The following is a 15815-nucleotide window of genomic DNA, read 5'->3' as shown; positions in this document are numbered from 1 at the left end:
TGGCGCGGAGGCGGTCGGATTTTCCCGAACAGCCCCGACGAGAACTTCACGCAGAAGGTCAACAAGAAGATGTACCGCGCCGGCATGGCCGCCATCTTCTCGCAGCTTGCCCGCGAAGGCCGACTGGCCGTTGTAGACTCGCTGACGGTTGACTCACCGAAGACCAAGCAACTCGCCGCCAAGTTCAAGGCCATGGGCCTGACCTCGGTGCTCGTGATTGCCGATCAGGTCGACGACAACCTGCTGTTGGCTTCGCGCAACCTCGCCAACGTTCTCGTTGTCGAGCCGCGCTACGCTGATCCCCTCTCGCTCGTGCACTATAAGAAGGTGCTCCTGACGAAGGCGGCGATCGAGCAACTCAAGGAGATGCTGGGATGAGCACCCCGAAATTCAATGAGGGCCGCTTGGCCCAGGTGCTCGTGGCGCCCATCGTGTCCGAAAAGGCCACGATGATTGCCGAGACGCAGAACCAGGTGCTGTTCAAGGTCCTGCGCGACGCGACCAAGCCTGAAATCAAGGCCGCCGTTGAACTGATGTTCAAGGTCGAAGTCGCGTCGGTGCAGACCGTCACGCAAAAGGGCAAGGTCAAGCGCTTCGGGCGTTCGATCGGCCGCCGCGACCACGTCAAGAAGGCGTATGTGTCGTTGAAGGCGGGCCAAGAGCTCAATTTCTCTGGGGAGGCCGCGTAAATGGCCGTCATCAAAGTCAAACCGACCTCGCCTGGCCGCCGTGCCGTGGTGAAGGTGGTGCATGCGCACTTGCACAAGGGCAAGCCGGAAGCGTCGCTGCTCGAGCCGCAGTTCCAGCACGCCGGCCGCAACAACAACGGGCACATCACAATGCGCCACAAGGGTGGTGGTCATAAGCACCACTACCGTGTCGTCGATTTCGTCCGCAACAAGGATGGCATCCCGGCAAAGGTCGAACGCATCGAATACGACCCGAACCGCACGGCGCACATCGCGTTGGTCTGCTACGCCGATGGCGAGCGCCGCTATATAATCGCTGCGCGCGGTCTTGAAGTCGGTGCAACCATCCTGAGCGGAGCCGAAGCGCCGATCAAGGCGGGCAACACGCTGCCGATTCGCAACATCCCCGTGGGCTCGACGATCCATTGCATCGAGATGCTGCCGGGCAAGGGTGCTCAGATGGCTCGCTCGGCCGGTACTTCGGTGACGCTGCTGGCTCGCGAAGGCATCTACGCTCAGCTGCGCCTGCGCTCGGGCGAAGTGCGCAAGATCCACATCGACTGCCGCGCCACCATCGGTGAGGTTTCCAACGAAGAGCACAACCTGCGCCAGTACGGCAAGGCCGGTGCCATCCGTTGGAAGGGCATTCGCCCGACGGTTCGCGGCGTTGCCATGAATCCGGTGGATCACCCGCACGGTGGTGGTGAAGGCCGTACCGGCGAGGGTCAGGTCCCCGTGTCCCCGTGGAACACGATGACCAAAGGCTACCGCACTCGCAATAACAAGCGCACGCAGACGATGATCGTCTCGCGTCGCAAGAAGTAAGAAGGGGCTGCCACCATGACCCGTTCACTGAAAAAAGGTCCCTTCGTGGACCACCACTTGATGGCCAAGGTCGACAAGGCCGCCGCCATCAAGGACAAGAAGCCCATCAAGACCTGGTCGCGCCGCTCGACGATCCTGCCCGATTTCATCGGTCTGACGATCGCCGTGCACAACGGCAAGCAGCACGTTCCCGTCTATGTGACGGACCAGATGGTCGGCCACAAACTCGGCGAATTCGCGCTCACGCGCACGTTCAAGGGGCACCCGGCTGACAAGAAGGCCAACAAGAAGTAAGGATGACGACGATGGAAACCCGTTCAATCGTTCGCGGCGTTCGCCTCTCTGCCGACAAGGGTCGGCTGGTGGCTGACATGGTCCGCGGCAAGAAGGTGGACCAGGCGCTCAACATCCTGACGTTCACCCCCAAGAAGGCGGCCGGCATCATCAAGAAGGCTCTGGAGTCCGCGATCGCGAACGCCGAGCACAACGACGGTGCCGACATCGACGAGCTTAAGGTCAAGACGATCTTCGTTGAGCAAGGCGCTACGCTGAAGCGGTTCTCCGCACGGGCCAAGGGCCGCGGCAACCGCATCAGCAAGCCGACTTGCCACATCTTCGTGACTGTCGGGAACTGAGGAAGACCATGGGACAAAAGATTCATCCGGTTGGCTTCCGCCTTCCCGTCACGCGCAACTGGGCGTCGCGTTGGTACGCGTCGAACCAGAATTTCGCGACGATGCTCGCCGAAGACCTGAAGGTTCGTGAATACCTCAAGGCGCGCCTCAAGAGCGCTGCGGTGTCGCGCATCCTCATCGAGCGCCCCGCCAAGAACGCACGCATCACGATTTTCTCGGCGCGTCCTGGCGTTGTGATTGGCAAGAAGGGCGAGGACATCGAGAACCTCAAGGCTGAGCTGACGCGCCGTCTCGGCGTGCCGGTCGCTGTCAACATCGAAGAAGTGCGCAAGCCCGAAATCGATGCACAGCTGATCGCTGACAGCATCACCCAGCAGCTCGAGAAGCGCATCATGTTCCGCCGCGCGATGAAGCGTGCAATGCAAAACGCGATGCGCCTGGGCGCCCAGGGCATCAAGATCATGTCGTCGGGTCGTCTTAACGGCATCGAAATCGCGCGCTGCGAGTGGTATCGCGAAGGTCGCGTGCCCCTACACACGTTGAAGGCCGATATCGACTATGGCTTCTCCGAAGCCAAGACTACGTACGGCGTTATCGGCGTCAAGTGCTGGGTCTATCGTGGCGACCGTCTGGCGCATGGCGAAGCTCCTGGCGCGCAGGCACCGACGCAAGAAGAGGAGCGTCGTCCGCGCCGTCCGGCACGTCCGGGTGCACCTGGCGAGCGTCGTGGTCCTTCGGGCCCGAGCCGTGGTGGTGACCGCGATCGCGGCGCACCCCGTCCAGCTGCTGCGCCGGTCGAAGGTACGGACAAGCCGGTAGAAGCTGGTGGCGACGCGCCGAAGGGTCCGGCCGTCAAGCGTGTGCGCAAGGCCGCCGCGCCTGGCACGGGCAAAGGAGAATAAACAATGCTGCAACCCGCACGCAGAAAATATCGCAAGGAACAGAAGGGCCGCAACACTGGCATCGCGACGCGCGGTGCAAATGTGTCTTTCGGCGACTTCGGCCTCAAGGCGACCGAGCGCGGTCGTTTGACGGCGCGTCAAATCGAGGCTGCACGGCGCGCGATTTCGCGTCATGTGAAGCGCGGTGGCCGTATCTGGATCCGCATCTTCCCGGATAAGCCCATCTCGCAAAAGCCTGCCGAAGTCCGCATGGGCAATGGCAAGGGCAACCCGGAGTACTACGTGGCCGAAATCCAGCCGGGCAAGGTGCTGTACGAAATCAATGGTGTCCCCGAAGAACTCGCTCGTGAAGCATTTCTGCTGGCTGCGGCCAAGCTGCCGCTGAAGACGACCTTTGTGGCACGCCAGGTAGGCGCGTAAGCGCGCACGGAGAATCAACATGAAAGCATCTGAACTTCGCAGCAAGGACGTCGCGGGCCTGCAAAAGGAAGTCGCCGACCTGCTGAAGGCCCATTTTGGTCTACGCATGCAGAAGGCTACCCAACAGCTGACGAATCACTCGCAGCTCGGGAAGACCCGCCGTGACATTGCCCGTGCCAAGACTGTTTTGGCCCAGAAGAAAGAGGCCAGCAAATGACTGCTGCTCAAGTCGAACCCAAGGCCAAAAACACCCGCACGCTGGTGGGCAAGGTCGTCAGCGACAAGCGCGCCAAGACCGTCACGGTCCTGATCGAGCGTCGCACGAAGCACGAGCTGTATGGCAAGATCGTCGCGAAGTCGAGCAAATACCACGCCCATGACGAAAAGGGCGAGTACAGGCTGGGCGACGTCGTCGAGATCGCAGAAAGCCGGCCCATTTCGAAGACTAAGGCATGGGTCGTGACCCGCCTGGTGCAGAAGGCCGCCGAGGTTTGAGGGCGAAACGTTCCGGGCTTTTCGAGGCTTCGCACAACAAGATTGGTTCGCTGGAATCTGGCAGCCGGCCCTCACTGGCCCAGGCAAGTTCCAGTTGAGCCACCCAGAGACGGTGCTCGCGCAAGCCGCTGACTAAGTTTCGGGCTTCGGTCGTTCGGGCCGGTCTTCAGCTGCCGAACCCCTAAGACATTTGCCATTCCGGCTTGACGCGGGGCTTCATCCGGGTGATAATATAAGACTTCGCCGAAATCTGGCCGCAATGTTCATTGCGACACCGGGTTAGGCTCCGCCCAAACCGCTTCAGGAGTGCAAGCTCCAAAGAGTGACGGGCCCAAGACTGATTGCGGGTTGGCTCCATGGTGGTCATGGGGTGGCAAGCGATACAAGTTGGGGACATAGAACATGATTCAAATGCAGTCGCAACTTGATGTTGCGGACAACACGGGCGCAAAACGCGTCATGTGCATCAAGGTGCTGGGCGGCTCCAAGCGCCGCTATGCCCGTATCGGTGACGTGATCAAGGTCAGCATCAAAGAGGCTGCGCCCCGGGGTCGCGTAAAGAAGGGTGAGGTCTACAGTGCTGTCGTCGTTCGGACCGCCAAGGGGGTTCGCCGCCAGGACGGCTCGCTGGTCAAGTTCGACGGCAATGCTGCTGTCCTCCTTAACGCCAAGCTCGAGCCCATTGGTACCCGCATCTTCGGGCCGGTTACGCGTGAGTTGCGGACCGAGCGCTTCATGAAGATCGTTTCGCTGGCTCCTGAAGTTCTCTAAAGCCGCGGTTAAGGACAGGCCATGAACAAGATTCGAAAAGGCGACCAGGTCATAGTATTGACCGGGCGCGACAAGGGAAAGCGCGGCACCGTGACGCAGCGCGTCGACGAAGATCGCGTAGTCGTCGAGGGTGTCAACGTGGTCAAGAAGCACGTCAAGCCAAACCCGATGAGGGGGGCAGCCGGCGGCATCGTTGACAAGACGCTTCCGATCCATCAGTCGAACATCGCCATCTTCAATCCCGGCACCGGCAAGGCCGATCGCGTGGGCGTCAAGTTGCTGGCAGACAAGACCAAGGTCCGTGTCTTCAAGTCCAGCGGCGAAGAGATCAAGGCCTAAGAGGACATCATGGCTGAACAACAAAGCCCCCGCCTGCAAGCGATCTACCGCGAAAAGATTGTCCCCGAACTTGTCAAGAAGTTCGGCTACAAGTCGGTGATGGAAGTGCCGCGCCTGACCAAAATCACCCTCAACATGGGTGTGAGTGAAGCGGTGTCGGACAAGAAGGTCATGGACCATGCCGTCGGCGATCTGACAAAAATCGCCGGCCAGAAGCCCGTGGTCACTAAGTCCAAGAAGGCCATCGCCGGTTTTAAGATCCGCGACGGCGTTCCCATCGGCACCATGGTGACCCTGCGCGGCGTTCGCATGTACGAATTTCTCGATCGCTTCGTTACCATAGCGCTGCCTCGCGTTCGTGACTTTCGCGGCATCTCGGGTCGTTCCTTCGACGGTCGTGGTAACTACAACATCGGCGTCAAAGAACAGATCATCTTCCCAGAGATCGAGTACGACAAGGTCGATGCCCTGCGTGGTCTGAACATCAGCATCACGACTTCGGCGAAGTCGGACGATGAGTGCAAGGCGCTCCTCGCCGCCTTCAAATTCCCGTTCAAGAACTGAGGTGGCCCGTGGCTAAACTTTCCATCATCCAGCGCGAACTGAAGCGCGAGCAACTGGTCGCCAAGTTCGCCAAGAAGTACGCCGAGCTGAAGGCCGCCGCGAACGATGCGAAGAAGTCCGTTGAAGAGCGCTATGCCGCTCGTCTCGAACTCCAAAAGCTCCCGCGAAACGCCTACCCGACGCGTCAACGCAATCGTTGCGAACTGACCGGGCGCCCGCGTGGCACGTTCCGCAAGTTTGGCCTTGGTCGCAACAAGATCCGCGAACTGGCCTTCAAGGGCGACATCCCCGGTGTCGTCAAGGCCAGTTGGTAATCGGCCCGATCAGGAGATATTCGAATGAGCATGAGTGATCCTATCGCCGATATGCTGACCCGCATTCGCAACGCACAGATGGTCCATAAGTCCAGCGTCGTGATGCCGTCGTCCAAGCTGAAGGTGGCGATTGCCAAGGTCCTGAAGGACGAAGGCTACGTTGAGAACTTCGCTGTCGTCGGGGAGTCGGCTAAGCCGCAACTCGAAGTGACGCTGAAGTACTACGCCGGCAAGCCCGTGATCGAGCACATCGAGCGCGTGAGCCGACCGGGTCTTCGCATCTACAAGGGCCGCCACGACATTCCGAACGTGATGAACGGGCTGGGTGTGGCCATCGTCACCACGCCCAAGGGCGTGATGACCGACCGCAAGGCACGCCAGGCGGGTATCGGCGGCGAAGTGCTCTGCTACGTCGCCTAAGGGGAGGAAAGAAATGTCCCGCGTAGGAAAAATGCCGATCACCCTCCCGCAAGGCGTGGAAGTGTCGATCACTGCTGAGAAGATCATCGTGAAGGGCTCGATGGGATCGCTGTCGAGGCCAGTTAATTCCTTGGTGACCGTTAAGTGCGAGGGCGGCAAGCTGACCTTCGTGCCAGCCGCCGAATCGGTTGCTGCGGACGCGATGTCCGGCACGACGCGCGCGTTGGTCGCCAACATGGTAAATGGCGTGAGCAGGGGCTTCGAGAAAAAGCTGAATCTGGTGGGTGTGGGCTTCCGTGCCCAAGCCGCGGGCCAAAAGCTCAACCTGCAGATCGGTTTTTCGCACCCAGTCGCTAAAGACATGCCCGTCGGCATCACGGTGCAGACCCCGACCCAGACCGAAATTCTCATCAAGGGTGCCGACTGCCAAGTGGTCGGCCAGATCGCCGCTGAAGTTCGCGCGATTCGCCCTCCCGAGCCTTACAAGGGCAAGGGCATCCGTTATTCGGGTGAAAAGGTCACCCTCAAAGAGACGAAGAAGAAGTAAGGAGCGACGACCATGTTGAACAAGAAAGACCAGCGTATCCGCCGCTCCCGCCAGACCCGTGCCCGCATCTCGGTGCAGCGCGTGGCTCGCCTGACGGTCTTCCGAACCAACCTGCACATCTATGCCAGCGTCATTTCCGACGACGGCCAGAAGGTCCTAGCCACAGCCTCAACGGCCGAAGCCGACGTCCGAAAGGAACTAGGCGCCGCGGGCAAAGGCGGCAACGTTGCTGCCGCCAGCGTGATCGGCAAGCGCATCGCCGAATTGGCGATGGCTGCCGGCATCGAGAAGGTTGCCTTCGACCGCGCTGGATTCGCGTACCACGGCCGCGTCAAGGCGCTGGCCGAGGCCGCGCGTGAAGCCGGCTTGCAGTTCTAAGCGCGACTAGAGGAATCCGACAATGGCAAAGTTTCAACCCCGCGCGCAGACCGAAGGCAACGACGACGGTCTGAAAGAAAAGATGATCGCGGTGAACCGCGTGACCAAGGTGGTGAAGGGCGGCCGTACGCTGAGCTTCGCCGCACTGACTGTCGTTGGTGATGGCGATGGCCGCATCGGCATGGGAAAGGGCAAGGCGAAGGAGGTACCCGTTGCCGTGCAAAAGGCGATGGAATCCGCTCGCCGCAACATGGTCAAGGTTTCGCTGAAGAACGGCTCGATCCACCACAAGGTTGTCGGCGAGCACGGTGCCTCGCGCGTCCTGATGGCACCGGCCAAGCCGGGTGACGGCATTATTGCCGGCGGCCCGATGCGTGCCGTATTCGAAGTGATGGGTGTGACCGACATCGTGGCCAAGAGCCTCGGTTCGACCAACCCGTACAACTTGGTCCGCGCCACGCTGAACGCGCTGAAGGTGACTAGTACGCCTGCGGAGATCGCTGCCAAGCGCGGTCTGACGGTCGAAGAGATCCTCGGCTGAGCCGGTGGGGCTGGAGAACTGAAATGACGGACAAGAACACGGTAAAGATCAAGCTGGTCAAGAGCGTAGCCGGCACCAAGGAATCGCATCGAGCAACGGTGCGAGGTCTGGGTTTGCGCAAATTGAACAGCGAATCAACGCTGGAAGACACGCCCGCAGTGCGCGGCATGATCAACAAGGTCTCGTACCTGGTGAAGGTGCTCTAAGCGTCGCGCCGAGGAAAATATCATGGAACTCAACAGCATTAAGCCGGGCGTAGGCTCCAAGCACGTCAAGCGTCGCGTCGGTCGCGGCATCGGTTCGGGCCTGGGTAAGACGGCCGGTCGAGGCCACAAGGGCCAGAAATCCCGTTCGGGCGGCTACCATAAGGTTGGCTTTGAAGGCGGTCAGATGCCTTTGCAGCGCCGTCTTCCGAAGCGTGGATTCAAGTCGCAATCGCTTAAGTACAACGCCGAAGTGAGTTTGACCGACCTGCAGCGCCTGGCCGCAGATGAAGTCGACCTCCTCATGCTCAAGCAAGCTGGCTTAGTGGGCGAACTTGCAAAAGTGGTGAAAGTCATCAAATCGGGTGAGGTGACCAAGAAGGTCGCCCTGAAGGGCGTCGGCGCCACGGCAGGCGCCAAGGCTGCGATCGAAGCCGCTGGCGGTTCTGTGGCCTAAGCGCTCCAGTTACTTTACCCACCACAGTTCACACCTCGGAACGTACACCCAGTGGCAACCAACGCGAATCAGCTGGCCAAGAGCGGCAAGTTCGGTGACCTCCGTCGCCGCCTTGTCTTCTTGTCGCTCGCGCTCGTGGTTTATCGCATCGGGGCGCACATCCCCGTGCCGGGCATTGATCCGCACGCCCTTGAGCAGCTCTTCAATAGCAAGCCGGGCGGCATCCTGAACCTGTTCAATATGTTCTCGGGTGGGGCCTTGTCAAGATTCACGGTATTTGCGCTGGGAATCATGCCGTATATCTCCGCGTCGATCATCATGCAATTGATGACCTATGTCGTTCCGAGCCTCGAGTCGCTCAAAAAGGAAGGCGAGTCCGGGCGGCGCAAGATCACGCAATACACGCGCTACGGTACGTTGGGTCTAGCGATTTTCCAATCGCTCGGTATCGCGCTGGCACTCGAGGGCTCCGCGGGTCTGGTTCTATCCCCGGGCTTCGGCTTCCGTCTGACTGCGGTGGTGAGCTTGGTGGCCGGCACGATGTTCCTAATGTGGCTGGGTGAACAGATCACCGAGCGTGGTTTGGGCAATGGCATTTCAATTCTGATTTTTGCGGGCATTGCCTCTGGCCTGCCCAACGCGATTGGCAATTTGTTCGAGTTGATCCGCACCGGCTCTATGAGCGTGCCGATCGCCCTATTCATCTTGGCGCTGGTTGGCCTAGTGACTTTCTTCGTGGTGTTCGTCGAGCGCGGGCAGCGAAAGATACTGGTCAACTACGCCAAGCGCCAAGTGGGCAACAAGGTTTACGGCGGGCAATCGTCGCACCTGCCTCTCAAGCTGAATATGTCGGGTGTGATTCCGCCGATCTTCGCGTCGTCGATCATTTTGCTGCCCGCGACCGTGGTGGGCTGGTTCGCGACCGGCGACGGCCTGCGTTGGCTGAAGGACATTGCGAGTCTGCTCTCGCCGGGGCAGCCGATCTACGTGATGCTCTACGCCGCGGCGATCGTGTTCTTCTGCTTCTTCTACACGGCGCTGGTGTTCAACAGCCGCGAGACCGCAGACAACCTGAAGAAGAGCGGTGCGTTCATTCCGGGCATTCGTCCGGGTGAACAGACTGCAAAGCACATTGATCGCATCCTGTCGCGTTTGACGCTGGCAGGTGCTATCTACATCACAATGGTGTGCTTGTTGCCGGAATTTTTGGTTCTGAAGTACAACGTTCCGTTTTACTTCGGAGGCACGTCGCTCTTAATTATCGTCGTCGTGACGATGGATTTTTGGGCGCAGGTGCAAAGTTATGTGATGAGCCAGCAATACGAATCGCTGCTCAAGAAGGCAAATTTCAAGGCCGGTTGAGAGATCGACCAGGACACGAACGAACGGACTGACGACAGACACAGGGCATGGCCAAAGACGACGTCATTCAGATGCAAGGCGAGATTCTGGAGAATCTGCCGAATGCCACGTTTCGTGTGAAGTTGGAGAACGGGCACATTGTTCTCGGTCACATCTCCGGAAAGATGCGCATGCACTACATCCGCATCCTGCCAGGCGACAAGGTGACGGTCGAGCTGACGCCCTATGATTTAAGTCGGGCCCGCATCGTGTTCCGGGCCAAGTAAGACTCTCGGAACACGACGTACATTTTGAACAGGAAGCGGCCTGACAAAGGCTTAGGAGAAGAGCATGAAAGTTGCAGCATCGGTCAAGAAGATGTGCCGGAATTGCAAGATCATCCGTCGCAAGGGTGTCGTGCGCGTGATCTGCACCGATCCGCGTCACAAGCAGCGCCAGGGCTGATCTACGGTCTGTCGACAGAGAATTAGGAACGCACATGGCACGCATTGCTGGTATCAACATTCCGCCCCATAAGCACGCCGAGATCGGCTTGACTGCCATCTATGGCATCGGTCGAACGACCGCGCAGAAGATCTGTGAAGCGAGCGGGGTTCCCTTCGAACGTAAGATCAAGGATCTGACCGACGCAGATCTGGAAAAGATCCGCGAGGAAATTGGACGCCTGACGATCGAAGGCGACCTGCGTCGTGAAATGTCGATCAACATCAAACGTCTGATGGACCTAGGCTGTTATCGCGGCTTCCGTCATCGCCGCGGCCTGCCGGTTCGCGGTCAGCGCACTCGTACGAACGCCCGCACTCGCAAAGGTCCGCGCAAGTCGGGTGCCATGGTCAAGAAGTGACCGGTCGTCAATTCTTCAAGAAGTGATCGAGCGATCCGCACCGGCAAAAGATTGAGAGAAGGTCAACATGGCTAAAGCACCGAACACCGCCGCACAGCGCGTGCGTAAGAAGGTCCGCAAGAACGTTGCAGATGGTATCGCGCACGTTCACGCGTCGTTCAACAACACCATCATCACGATCACTGATCGTCAGGGCGGCGCGCTGTCCTGGGCTTCGAGCGGTGGTCAAGGTTTTAAGGGCTCGCGTAAGAGCACGCCGTTCGCTGCCCAGGTGGCTGCCGAAGTGGCGGGGCGCGCGGCTCAAGAGCAGGGCATCAAGAACCTAGATGTGCGAATCAAGGGCCCTGGGCCGGGCCGTGAATCGTCGGTTCGTGCGCTGGCCTCGCTGGGTATTCGAATCAACTCGATCTCGGATGTGACGCCGGTTCCGCACAACGGTTGCCGCCCGCAAAAACGCCGTCGCATCTAAGCGTGCGTGTCCCACCGTCGGCGACGTTGCCTAGCGGCCACCCCCCGACTTAGTACTGAGGCCGGAAGATTCTGTTGATGATCCGGCCTTGTTGAAGACCACTGTCTGAGCGCCTAAAAACAACACTCGCCAGACTCACGCAGGCGGATGAGCCAGCGTCAGATGACATAAGGAAGCAACGTGGCACGTTATCTTGGGCCTAAGGCCAAACTTTCCCGCCGTGAAGGCACCGATCTGTTCCTGAAGAGCGCTCGCCGGGCCATCAGTGAGAAGGCCAAGTTCGACAGCAAGCCCGGCCAGCATTGCCGCACCTCCGGTTCGCGCACCAGCGACTTCGGACTGCAACTGCGCGAAAAGCAGAAGGTTAAACGCATGTACGGCGTGCTGGAACGCCAGTTTCGCCGCTATTTCGCCGAAGCCTAGCGCCGCAAGGGCAACACTGGGGCGAACCTGCTGATGCTGCTCGAGTCGCGCCTGGACAACGTTGTCTACCGCATGGGCTTCGGCTCGACCCGTGCGGAAGCGCGTCAGCTCGTTTCGCACAAGTCGATCACCGTCAATGGTGAAGTTGTTAACATCGCGTCCTACCTCGTGAAGGTCGGCGACACAGTCGCCGTTCGCGAAAAGGCGAAGAAGCAACTGCGCATCACCGACGCCGTCAAGCTGGCCGAGTCGATCGGCATGGCGGGTTGGGTGCAGGTTGACGTAGCTAAACTCGAAGGCGTCTTCAAAAAGACCCCGGACCGTGACGAATTCGGAGCCGACATCAAGGAGGCGCTGATCGTCGAGCTGTACTCGCGCTAATCCTTCTGCTGTGAGCGCAATGGACGGCGCTCACCCCCTCTCGTTGTGCCGTGCCGGGCATACAGCGAGAGACACAACGCCCGGCACTGTCCGTCAGCCTTATCGGTGTAACGAGCCGAGGGTATTGAGAGGAACTGGACTCAATGCAAACCAATCTGCTGAAACCCAAAGCCATTCACGTCGAGCCGCTCGGTCAGAACCGCGCCAAGGTCACCCTCGAGCCATTCGAGCGTGGCTATGGTCACACGCTGGGCAATGCCCTGCGCCGCGTGCTGCTGTCGTCGATGGTGGGTTACGCGCCGACCGAAGTAACGATCGCGGGCGTGCTGCACGAGTACTCAACCGTTGACGGTGTGCAAGAAGACGTCGTTCACATCATGTTGAATCTCAAAGGCGTGGTGTTTCGCCTACATAACCGCGACGAAGTGACGTTGGTTCTGCGCAAGGAAGGCGAAGGCCCCGTCACTGCCGGCGATATTCAGACGCCGCATGATGTTGAAATCATCAACCCTGACCATGTCATTGCCCATCTGTCACAAGGTGGCAAGCTCGACATGCAGATCAAGGTCGAAAAGGGGCGCGGCTATGTGCCGGGCAACCTGCGTCGCTTCGGCGACGAGCCGACGAAGTCGATTGGACGCATCGTGCTTGACGCATCGTTCTCACCGGTGGCTCGTGTGAGCTATATCGTCGAAAGCGCCCGTGTGGAGCAGCGCACCGATCTCGACAAGTTGGTCATGGAGATCGTTACCAACGGCGCGATTTCGCCCGAAGAGGCCATCCGTGCTTCGGCCAAGATTCTCGTCGAGCAGCTTGCCGTGTTCGCACAGCTCGAGGGTCAAGTTGGTGACATTTTCGACGCGCCGGCTGCACAGCGCAGCACGCAGTTCGATCCGATCCTGCTGCGTCCGGTTGACGAGCTAGAGCTGACGGTGCGTTCTGCCAACTGCTTGAAGGCAGAAAACATCTATTACATCGGCGACCTGATCCAGCGCACCGAGACTGAGCTTTTGAAGACTCCGAATCTGGGTCGTAAGTCGCTCAACGAAATCAAGGAAGTACTGGCTTCGCGCGGACTCACGCTTGGCGCTCGCCTGGAAAACTGGCCCCCGCAAGGCCTGGACAAGCGTTGATTGAGATATGCCGTTCGCCTGCGAAAATCTCGAAGCGAACGGTAGTTTGAAGAGGGCTGAAATCTGGCCCGGTGCACCCGACAGTACCTGATACGGCTGCCGGTTCTATACAGAGAAAGGACAGCACCATGCGTCACCGTCACGGACTTCGTAAACTGAACCGCACGAGCGAGCACCGCCAAGCGATGCTGCGCAACATGTGCAATTCGCTGATCACGCACGAGGCAATCAAGACTACGCTCCCCAAGGCCAAGGAACTGCGCCGCGTTGTCGAGCCACTCATCACGCTCGCCAAAGAACCGACGCTTGCTAACCATCGTCTGGCATTCGACCGCACCCGCGATCGCGATGTTGTGAAAAAGCTCTTCGGCGAATTGGGCTCGCGCTATGCGGCGCGTCCGGGGGGCTATACGCGGATCCTGAAGATGGGTTTTCGCATCGGCGACAACGCCCCGATGGCATTCGTTGAACTGGTCGATCGCCCTGAGATAGCTGCGTCGGAAGAAGGTGACAAGGCCGAGTAAGCGCTCCAAACAGCCCTCGCGATCCTGTTTCGATGCGGCATAGAGTCAACGTGGAAACAACCCACCGCGGGAGTATCGGCACCTGCTGGCCGGACGCAGGGCGAGGTGAAGTTGTGAGGGGTCAGGCGGCGGGGTGCAGCAAGCTCGGTGATGAAGCTGTGCTAGCCCGAGCGTTTACGGCCACCGCGACCTAAGTGTCCGCCCTGCTTGAACTTTTCGTTCGAAGGGTGTGGGGCTACTGGGTACAAGCCGGGTTTAAGCCGAGTAGTTCGAATGCCTTGGTCTGAAGCTGCGTAGGCCGCGTGGTGAGGACGATCTTGGCGTCGGGGTTCAGCTGGGTGTAGGTGATGTTGTAGGCCAGCGTGCCGAGGTCTTTGAGCAGGGTTCTGAAGCTGCGCAGAGGCAGTCCGTCATCGGCGTGTTTGCTCGCGTCCTTGGCCTTGGCGTGCTCGGAGCGCACCGCCTTGACCACCGGCCAGGCCCGAGTGTCGCTCGCCTCAGCGAGATGCTCGTCGTCGAAGAGCATCGGCTTCAAGCGTCCTGCGCATCTGCCACTCCACGTAGTAGGCGAGCATGCACAGGAAGACGGTAAGCGTGCAGCCGTGGCATCTTGCGAGAAGAAGCTGACGATGGACGCGTTGTTCATCAAGGCGGCGCAGGGCTCGTCCATGATCAGCACGCGGGCATTGAAGTACAGCGCGCGCGGAGATCGCCACCACCTGCCGCTGACCACCCGACAGCGAGCGCACCGGGACGTGCAAGTTGTGCAAGTTCGGTTTGAGCCGCTTGAAGACAGCGCGCGCCACCGCCTCCATCGCATCGTCGTCCAGCGTGCCGAAGCACGTGAGCAGCTCGCGGCCCAGGAAGAGATTGGTAACGGCGTCCAGGTTGTCCGCGAGTGCGCGCGTCTGGTAAATGGTTTCGATGCCCAGGGCCTGTGCCTGCGCCGGGCTGCGAATGTCCACGGCGCGGCAGTCGGCACGGATCTCGCCCGCGTCTTGCGCGTAGGCGCCGGCCAAGATTTTCATCAGCGTGGACTTGCCGGCGCCGTGGTGGCCCAGCAGCGCGAGCACCTCGCCCGCGTGTACCGAAAGGCTCACAGCCTCGACCGCAGATGCCACCGAAGGCCTTGCTGATCCCGTGCATCGAGACAAGTGCCGTGCTCATTGGGTAACCTCCGCGCTGCGGGCGAGGTGCGAGCCTTCGGGCGACCGGGCGTCGCTCATGCCACTCGTTCCCCAGTGGCGCGCCGGAACAGCACGTCGAACACCACGGCGACGATCAATACCTGGCCGACGATGACCATGCGCCAGCCGATCGCCACGTCGAGCAGCAGGAGGCCTCCTTCGAGAAACTGGATCACCAGTGCGCCGAGGACTGTGCCCAGCACGCTGCGGCTGCCACCGGAGAGCGCCACGCCGCCGATTACCGCCGCGGCGATCAGGTAGAGCTCCTGGTTTGTGCCGAGCGAATTGCTGCCGGCATTCAGCCGCGCGACCGCGACGATGGCTGCCACGGTGACAACCACGGACAGCAGCAGGAAGAGCTGCAGCATTTACTCGGCGAACGGGGATGCCGATGAGCAGCGCTGCCTCGGGGTTGCCGCCGATCGCATAAAACGTAGCGTCCGAAGCGTGTGCGCTTGACGATGAACGACACGACCACGACCACGACCACCGCGGCCCAGATCAGCACCGGCACAGGGATGCCCTGGCCCTGCGGGCGGTCCCCGATGCGGTATGTGCTCATCGCCGCCGCGAAGCCGATCGCCGCGACACAGAACAACCCGGTCGCGGTCACGTCGAACCAAAGCGGCCGTGGTGCCAGCCCGTGGGCTTGCTGCCGGCGCCTGCGCTGCCACGTGCGCCACAACAGCCACGCCGACACTGCCAGCGCAAGCAGCATGCTCGCAACCGGCCCGATTGCTTCATCGAGCCCGCCGCCGAGCATCAGGAAGAACGAGTCGGTGATGGGCTGCGTCTTGCCCGAGGCCACGAGAAATGCAGCGCGCAGCGACATCAGTCCGCCAGTCCGCCCAGCGTGACGACGAACGACGCCACGCCGAGCCCAGCGACGACCCCCCTGATGGCCACCCAAACTCCCCCACCCATGTCCACCTCAAAATCCCCCACCCTGACCGTGCTTCGATGAGGCGCTGATCAGGTCGGCAAGGCCGGCT

28 protein-coding genes and 3 pseudogenes are annotated in these 15815 nt (G+C 60.3%); 27 read left to right on the top strand and 4 right to left on the bottom strand.

Annotated features, from left to right (window positions below; translation table 11 throughout):
- The 27 genes and pseudogenes from AC30NL_RS17025 to rplQ all read left to right on the top strand — a co-directional run.
- The coding region (locus tag AC30NL_RS17025) for a 50S ribosomal protein L4 (RefSeq protein WP_489465178.1) at nucleotides 1-378 on the top strand (378 nt) is incomplete at its 5' end.
- Nucleotides 375-689 carry a 50S ribosomal protein L23 gene (gene rplW / locus AC30NL_RS17020; RefSeq protein WP_489465177.1) on the top strand — a complete coding sequence of 105 codons (315 nt, stop codon included), beginning with the start codon at nucleotides 375-377 and terminating at the stop codon, nucleotides 687-689. The genes AC30NL_RS17025 and rplW, both read left to right, overlap by 4 nt.
- Nucleotides 690-1514: a 50S ribosomal protein L2 gene (gene rplB, locus AC30NL_RS17015; RefSeq protein WP_489465176.1), complete on the top strand. Its 825-nt coding sequence runs from the start codon at nucleotides 690-692 to the stop codon at nucleotides 1512-1514.
- 15 nt (nucleotides 1515-1529) lie between these two features.
- Nucleotides 1530-1808, top strand: a complete 279-nt coding sequence (gene rpsS / locus AC30NL_RS17010) for a 30S ribosomal protein S19 (RefSeq protein ID WP_025495267.1) — start codon at nucleotides 1530-1532, stop codon at nucleotides 1806-1808.
- A gap of 11 nt (nucleotides 1809-1819) precedes the next feature.
- Entirely contained in the window at nucleotides 1820-2149 is a 330-nt protein-coding gene (rplV, locus tag AC30NL_RS17005; protein ID WP_025495269.1) for a 50S ribosomal protein L22, read from the top strand.
- Nucleotides 2150-2157: 8 nt separating this feature from the next.
- Nucleotides 2158-3051: a 30S ribosomal protein S3 gene (rpsC, locus tag AC30NL_RS17000; RefSeq protein ID WP_489465175.1), complete on the top strand. Its 894-nt coding sequence runs from the start codon at nucleotides 2158-2160 to the stop codon at nucleotides 3049-3051.
- Between the two features lie 3 nt (nucleotides 3052-3054).
- Nucleotides 3055-3471 carry a 50S ribosomal protein L16 gene (rplP, locus tag AC30NL_RS16995; protein ID WP_489465174.1) on the top strand — a complete coding sequence of 139 codons (417 nt, stop codon included), beginning with the start codon at nucleotides 3055-3057 and terminating at the stop codon, nucleotides 3469-3471.
- 19 nt (nucleotides 3472-3490) lie between these two features.
- Nucleotides 3491-3688, top strand: coding sequence for a 50S ribosomal protein L29 (rpmC, locus tag AC30NL_RS16990; RefSeq protein ID WP_489465173.1), 198 nt, complete (start codon nucleotides 3491-3493; stop codon nucleotides 3686-3688).
- Nucleotides 3685-3966, top strand: coding sequence for a 30S ribosomal protein S17 (gene rpsQ, locus AC30NL_RS16985; RefSeq protein ID WP_489465172.1), 282 nt, complete (start codon nucleotides 3685-3687; stop codon nucleotides 3964-3966). Before rpmC ends, rpsQ begins: the two co-directional genes overlap by 4 nt.
- A gap of 402 nt (nucleotides 3967-4368) precedes the next feature.
- Complete coding sequence (rplN, locus tag AC30NL_RS16980) at nucleotides 4369-4737, top strand: 50S ribosomal protein L14 (RefSeq protein WP_489465171.1); 369 nt, start codon at nucleotides 4369-4371, stop codon at nucleotides 4735-4737.
- A 21-nt stretch (nucleotides 4738-4758) separates the two neighbouring features.
- Nucleotides 4759-5076 carry a 50S ribosomal protein L24 gene (gene rplX, locus AC30NL_RS16975; protein WP_489465170.1) on the top strand — a complete coding sequence of 106 codons (318 nt, stop codon included), beginning with the start codon at nucleotides 4759-4761 and terminating at the stop codon, nucleotides 5074-5076.
- Between the two features lie 9 nt (nucleotides 5077-5085).
- Nucleotides 5086-5640 carry a 50S ribosomal protein L5 gene (gene rplE, locus AC30NL_RS16970; RefSeq protein WP_489465169.1) on the top strand — a complete coding sequence of 185 codons (555 nt, stop codon included), beginning with the start codon at nucleotides 5086-5088 and terminating at the stop codon, nucleotides 5638-5640.
- Nucleotides 5641-5648: 8 nt separating this feature from the next.
- Nucleotides 5649-5954 carry a 30S ribosomal protein S14 gene (rpsN, locus tag AC30NL_RS16965; protein ID WP_489465168.1) on the top strand — a complete coding sequence of 102 codons (306 nt, stop codon included), beginning with the start codon at nucleotides 5649-5651 and terminating at the stop codon, nucleotides 5952-5954.
- Between the two features lie 24 nt (nucleotides 5955-5978).
- Complete coding sequence (gene rpsH / locus AC30NL_RS16960) at nucleotides 5979-6374, top strand: 30S ribosomal protein S8 (RefSeq protein ID WP_489465167.1); 396 nt, start codon at nucleotides 5979-5981, stop codon at nucleotides 6372-6374.
- A gap of 13 nt (nucleotides 6375-6387) precedes the next feature.
- On the top strand, nucleotides 6388-6921 hold the full coding sequence (gene rplF / locus AC30NL_RS16955; RefSeq protein WP_489465166.1) for a 50S ribosomal protein L6: 534 nt from the start codon (nucleotides 6388-6390) through the stop codon (nucleotides 6919-6921).
- Nucleotides 6922-6933: 12 nt separating this feature from the next.
- Nucleotides 6934-7299, top strand: a complete 366-nt coding sequence (gene rplR / locus AC30NL_RS16950; protein ID WP_489465165.1) for a 50S ribosomal protein L18 — start codon at nucleotides 6934-6936, stop codon at nucleotides 7297-7299.
- A 22-nt stretch (nucleotides 7300-7321) separates the two neighbouring features.
- Nucleotides 7322-7840 carry a 30S ribosomal protein S5 gene (gene rpsE, locus AC30NL_RS16945; protein ID WP_489465164.1) on the top strand — a complete coding sequence of 173 codons (519 nt, stop codon included), beginning with the start codon at nucleotides 7322-7324 and terminating at the stop codon, nucleotides 7838-7840.
- A gap of 23 nt (nucleotides 7841-7863) precedes the next feature.
- A complete protein-coding gene (gene rpmD / locus AC30NL_RS16940; protein ID WP_489465163.1) occupies nucleotides 7864-8046 on the top strand; it encodes a 50S ribosomal protein L30 in 183 nt (60 codons plus the stop codon).
- A 22-nt stretch (nucleotides 8047-8068) separates the two neighbouring features.
- Nucleotides 8069-8500, top strand: coding sequence for a 50S ribosomal protein L15 (gene rplO / locus AC30NL_RS16935; protein WP_489465162.1), 432 nt, complete (start codon nucleotides 8069-8071; stop codon nucleotides 8498-8500).
- A gap of 51 nt (nucleotides 8501-8551) precedes the next feature.
- On the top strand, nucleotides 8552-9862 hold the full coding sequence (secY, locus tag AC30NL_RS16930; RefSeq protein WP_489465161.1) for a preprotein translocase subunit SecY: 1311 nt from the start codon (nucleotides 8552-8554) through the stop codon (nucleotides 9860-9862).
- A 47-nt stretch (nucleotides 9863-9909) separates the two neighbouring features.
- On the top strand, nucleotides 9910-10128 hold the full coding sequence (gene infA, locus AC30NL_RS16925) for a translation initiation factor IF-1 (RefSeq protein ID WP_025495304.1): 219 nt from the start codon (nucleotides 9910-9912) through the stop codon (nucleotides 10126-10128).
- A gap of 64 nt (nucleotides 10129-10192) precedes the next feature.
- Nucleotides 10193-10306 (top strand): 50S ribosomal protein L36, encoded by a 114-nt coding sequence (gene rpmJ / locus AC30NL_RS16920; RefSeq protein WP_009548427.1) that lies wholly within the window; start codon nucleotides 10193-10195, stop codon nucleotides 10304-10306.
- Nucleotides 10307-10340: 34 nt separating this feature from the next.
- Nucleotides 10341-10706: a 30S ribosomal protein S13 gene (rpsM, locus tag AC30NL_RS16915; protein WP_489465160.1), complete on the top strand. Its 366-nt coding sequence runs from the start codon at nucleotides 10341-10343 to the stop codon at nucleotides 10704-10706.
- Nucleotides 10707-10773: 67 nt separating this feature from the next.
- Entirely contained in the window at nucleotides 10774-11175 is a 402-nt protein-coding gene (gene rpsK / locus AC30NL_RS16910) for a 30S ribosomal protein S11 (RefSeq protein WP_025495798.1), read from the top strand.
- 180 nt (nucleotides 11176-11355) lie between these two features.
- Nucleotides 11356-11979 (top strand): annotated as a pseudogene (gene rpsD / locus AC30NL_RS16905) (30S ribosomal protein S4).
- Nucleotides 11980-12122: 143 nt separating this feature from the next.
- Nucleotides 12123-13112, top strand: coding sequence for a DNA-directed RNA polymerase subunit alpha (locus AC30NL_RS16900; RefSeq protein ID WP_489465159.1), 990 nt, complete (start codon nucleotides 12123-12125; stop codon nucleotides 13110-13112).
- A 128-nt stretch (nucleotides 13113-13240) separates the two neighbouring features.
- Nucleotides 13241-13636: a 50S ribosomal protein L17 gene (gene rplQ / locus AC30NL_RS16895; protein ID WP_489465179.1), complete on the top strand. Its 396-nt coding sequence runs from the start codon at nucleotides 13241-13243 to the stop codon at nucleotides 13634-13636.
- Between the two features lie 235 nt (nucleotides 13637-13871).
- Here the strand turns inward: rplQ and AC30NL_RS16890 are convergent.
- From AC30NL_RS16890 to AC30NL_RS16875, 4 genes and pseudogenes are all read right to left on the bottom strand, one after another.
- Nucleotides 13872-14307 (bottom strand): annotated as a pseudogene (locus AC30NL_RS16890) (IS1634 family transposase); the annotation flags it as partial.
- A gap of 75 nt (nucleotides 14308-14382) precedes the next feature.
- Nucleotides 14383-14709: pseudogene (locus AC30NL_RS16885) on the bottom strand (ATP-binding cassette domain-containing protein); the annotation flags it as partial.
- A 149-nt stretch (nucleotides 14710-14858) separates the two neighbouring features.
- Complete coding sequence (locus tag AC30NL_RS16880; protein WP_489465158.1) at nucleotides 14859-15152, bottom strand: hypothetical protein; 294 nt, start codon at nucleotides 15150-15152, stop codon at nucleotides 14859-14861.
- On the bottom strand, nucleotides 15122-15655 hold the full coding sequence (locus AC30NL_RS16875; RefSeq protein ID WP_489465157.1) for a hypothetical protein: 534 nt from the start codon (nucleotides 15653-15655) through the stop codon (nucleotides 15122-15124). Before AC30NL_RS16875 ends, AC30NL_RS16880 begins: the two co-directional genes overlap by 31 nt.
- Nucleotides 15656-15815: the final 160 nt, after the last annotated feature.

The sequence above is a fragment of the Rhizobacter sp. genome (genome assembly GCA_021153565.1).
In the GTDB taxonomy this organism is placed as follows: Bacteria; Pseudomonadota; Gammaproteobacteria; order Burkholderiales; family Burkholderiaceae_C; genus Albitalea.
The sequence above is the reverse complement of the archived record's forward strand: the minus strand, read 5'-3'. Positions and strand labels throughout refer to the sequence as shown.

Coding starts and splice junctions, on each gene's coding strand:
- rplN (WP_489465171.1), top strand. CDS start 4,369: ATGATTCAAATGCAGTCGCAACTTGATGTTGCGGACAACACGGGCGCA.
- rplQ (WP_489465179.1), top strand. CDS start 13,241: ATGCGTCACCGTCACGGACTTCGTAAACTGAACCGCACGAGCGAGCAC.
- rplX (WP_489465170.1), top strand. CDS start 4,759: ATGAACAAGATTCGAAAAGGCGACCAGGTCATAGTATTGACCGGGCGC.
- rpsH (WP_489465167.1), top strand. CDS start 5,979: ATGAGCATGAGTGATCCTATCGCCGATATGCTGACCCGCATTCGCAAC.
- rplB (WP_489465176.1), top strand. CDS start 690: ATGGCCGTCATCAAAGTCAAACCGACCTCGCCTGGCCGCCGTGCCGTG.
- rpsK (WP_025495798.1), top strand. CDS start 10,774: ATGGCTAAAGCACCGAACACCGCCGCACAGCGCGTGCGTAAGAAGGTC.
- rplE (WP_489465169.1), top strand. CDS start 5,086: ATGGCTGAACAACAAAGCCCCCGCCTGCAAGCGATCTACCGCGAAAAG.
- AC30NL_RS16900 (WP_489465159.1), top strand. CDS start 12,123: ATGCAAACCAATCTGCTGAAACCCAAAGCCATTCACGTCGAGCCGCTC.
- rpsC (WP_489465175.1), top strand. CDS start 2,158: ATGGGACAAAAGATTCATCCGGTTGGCTTCCGCCTTCCCGTCACGCGC.
- rpmC (WP_489465173.1), top strand. CDS start 3,491: ATGAAAGCATCTGAACTTCGCAGCAAGGACGTCGCGGGCCTGCAAAAG.
- rplR (WP_489465165.1), top strand. CDS start 6,934: ATGTTGAACAAGAAAGACCAGCGTATCCGCCGCTCCCGCCAGACCCGT.
- rpsM (WP_489465160.1), top strand. CDS start 10,341: ATGGCACGCATTGCTGGTATCAACATTCCGCCCCATAAGCACGCCGAG.
- rplP (WP_489465174.1), top strand. CDS start 3,055: ATGCTGCAACCCGCACGCAGAAAATATCGCAAGGAACAGAAGGGCCGC.
- rpsQ (WP_489465172.1), top strand. CDS start 3,685: ATGACTGCTGCTCAAGTCGAACCCAAGGCCAAAAACACCCGCACGCTG.
- infA (WP_025495304.1), top strand. CDS start 9,910: ATGGCCAAAGACGACGTCATTCAGATGCAAGGCGAGATTCTGGAGAAT.
- rplW (WP_489465177.1), top strand. CDS start 375: ATGAGCACCCCGAAATTCAATGAGGGCCGCTTGGCCCAGGTGCTCGTG.
- rpsS (WP_025495267.1), top strand. CDS start 1,530: ATGACCCGTTCACTGAAAAAAGGTCCCTTCGTGGACCACCACTTGATG.
- rpmD (WP_489465163.1), top strand. CDS start 7,864: ATGACGGACAAGAACACGGTAAAGATCAAGCTGGTCAAGAGCGTAGCC.
- rpmJ (WP_009548427.1), top strand. CDS start 10,193: ATGAAAGTTGCAGCATCGGTCAAGAAGATGTGCCGGAATTGCAAGATC.
- rpsE (WP_489465164.1), top strand. CDS start 7,322: ATGGCAAAGTTTCAACCCCGCGCGCAGACCGAAGGCAACGACGACGGT.
- rplO (WP_489465162.1), top strand. CDS start 8,069: ATGGAACTCAACAGCATTAAGCCGGGCGTAGGCTCCAAGCACGTCAAG.
- rplF (WP_489465166.1), top strand. CDS start 6,388: ATGTCCCGCGTAGGAAAAATGCCGATCACCCTCCCGCAAGGCGTGGAA.
- AC30NL_RS16875 (WP_489465157.1), bottom strand. CDS start 15,655: ATGTCGCTGCGCGCTGCATTTCTCGTGGCCTCGGGCAAGACGCAGCCC.
- rplV (WP_025495269.1), top strand. CDS start 1,820: ATGGAAACCCGTTCAATCGTTCGCGGCGTTCGCCTCTCTGCCGACAAG.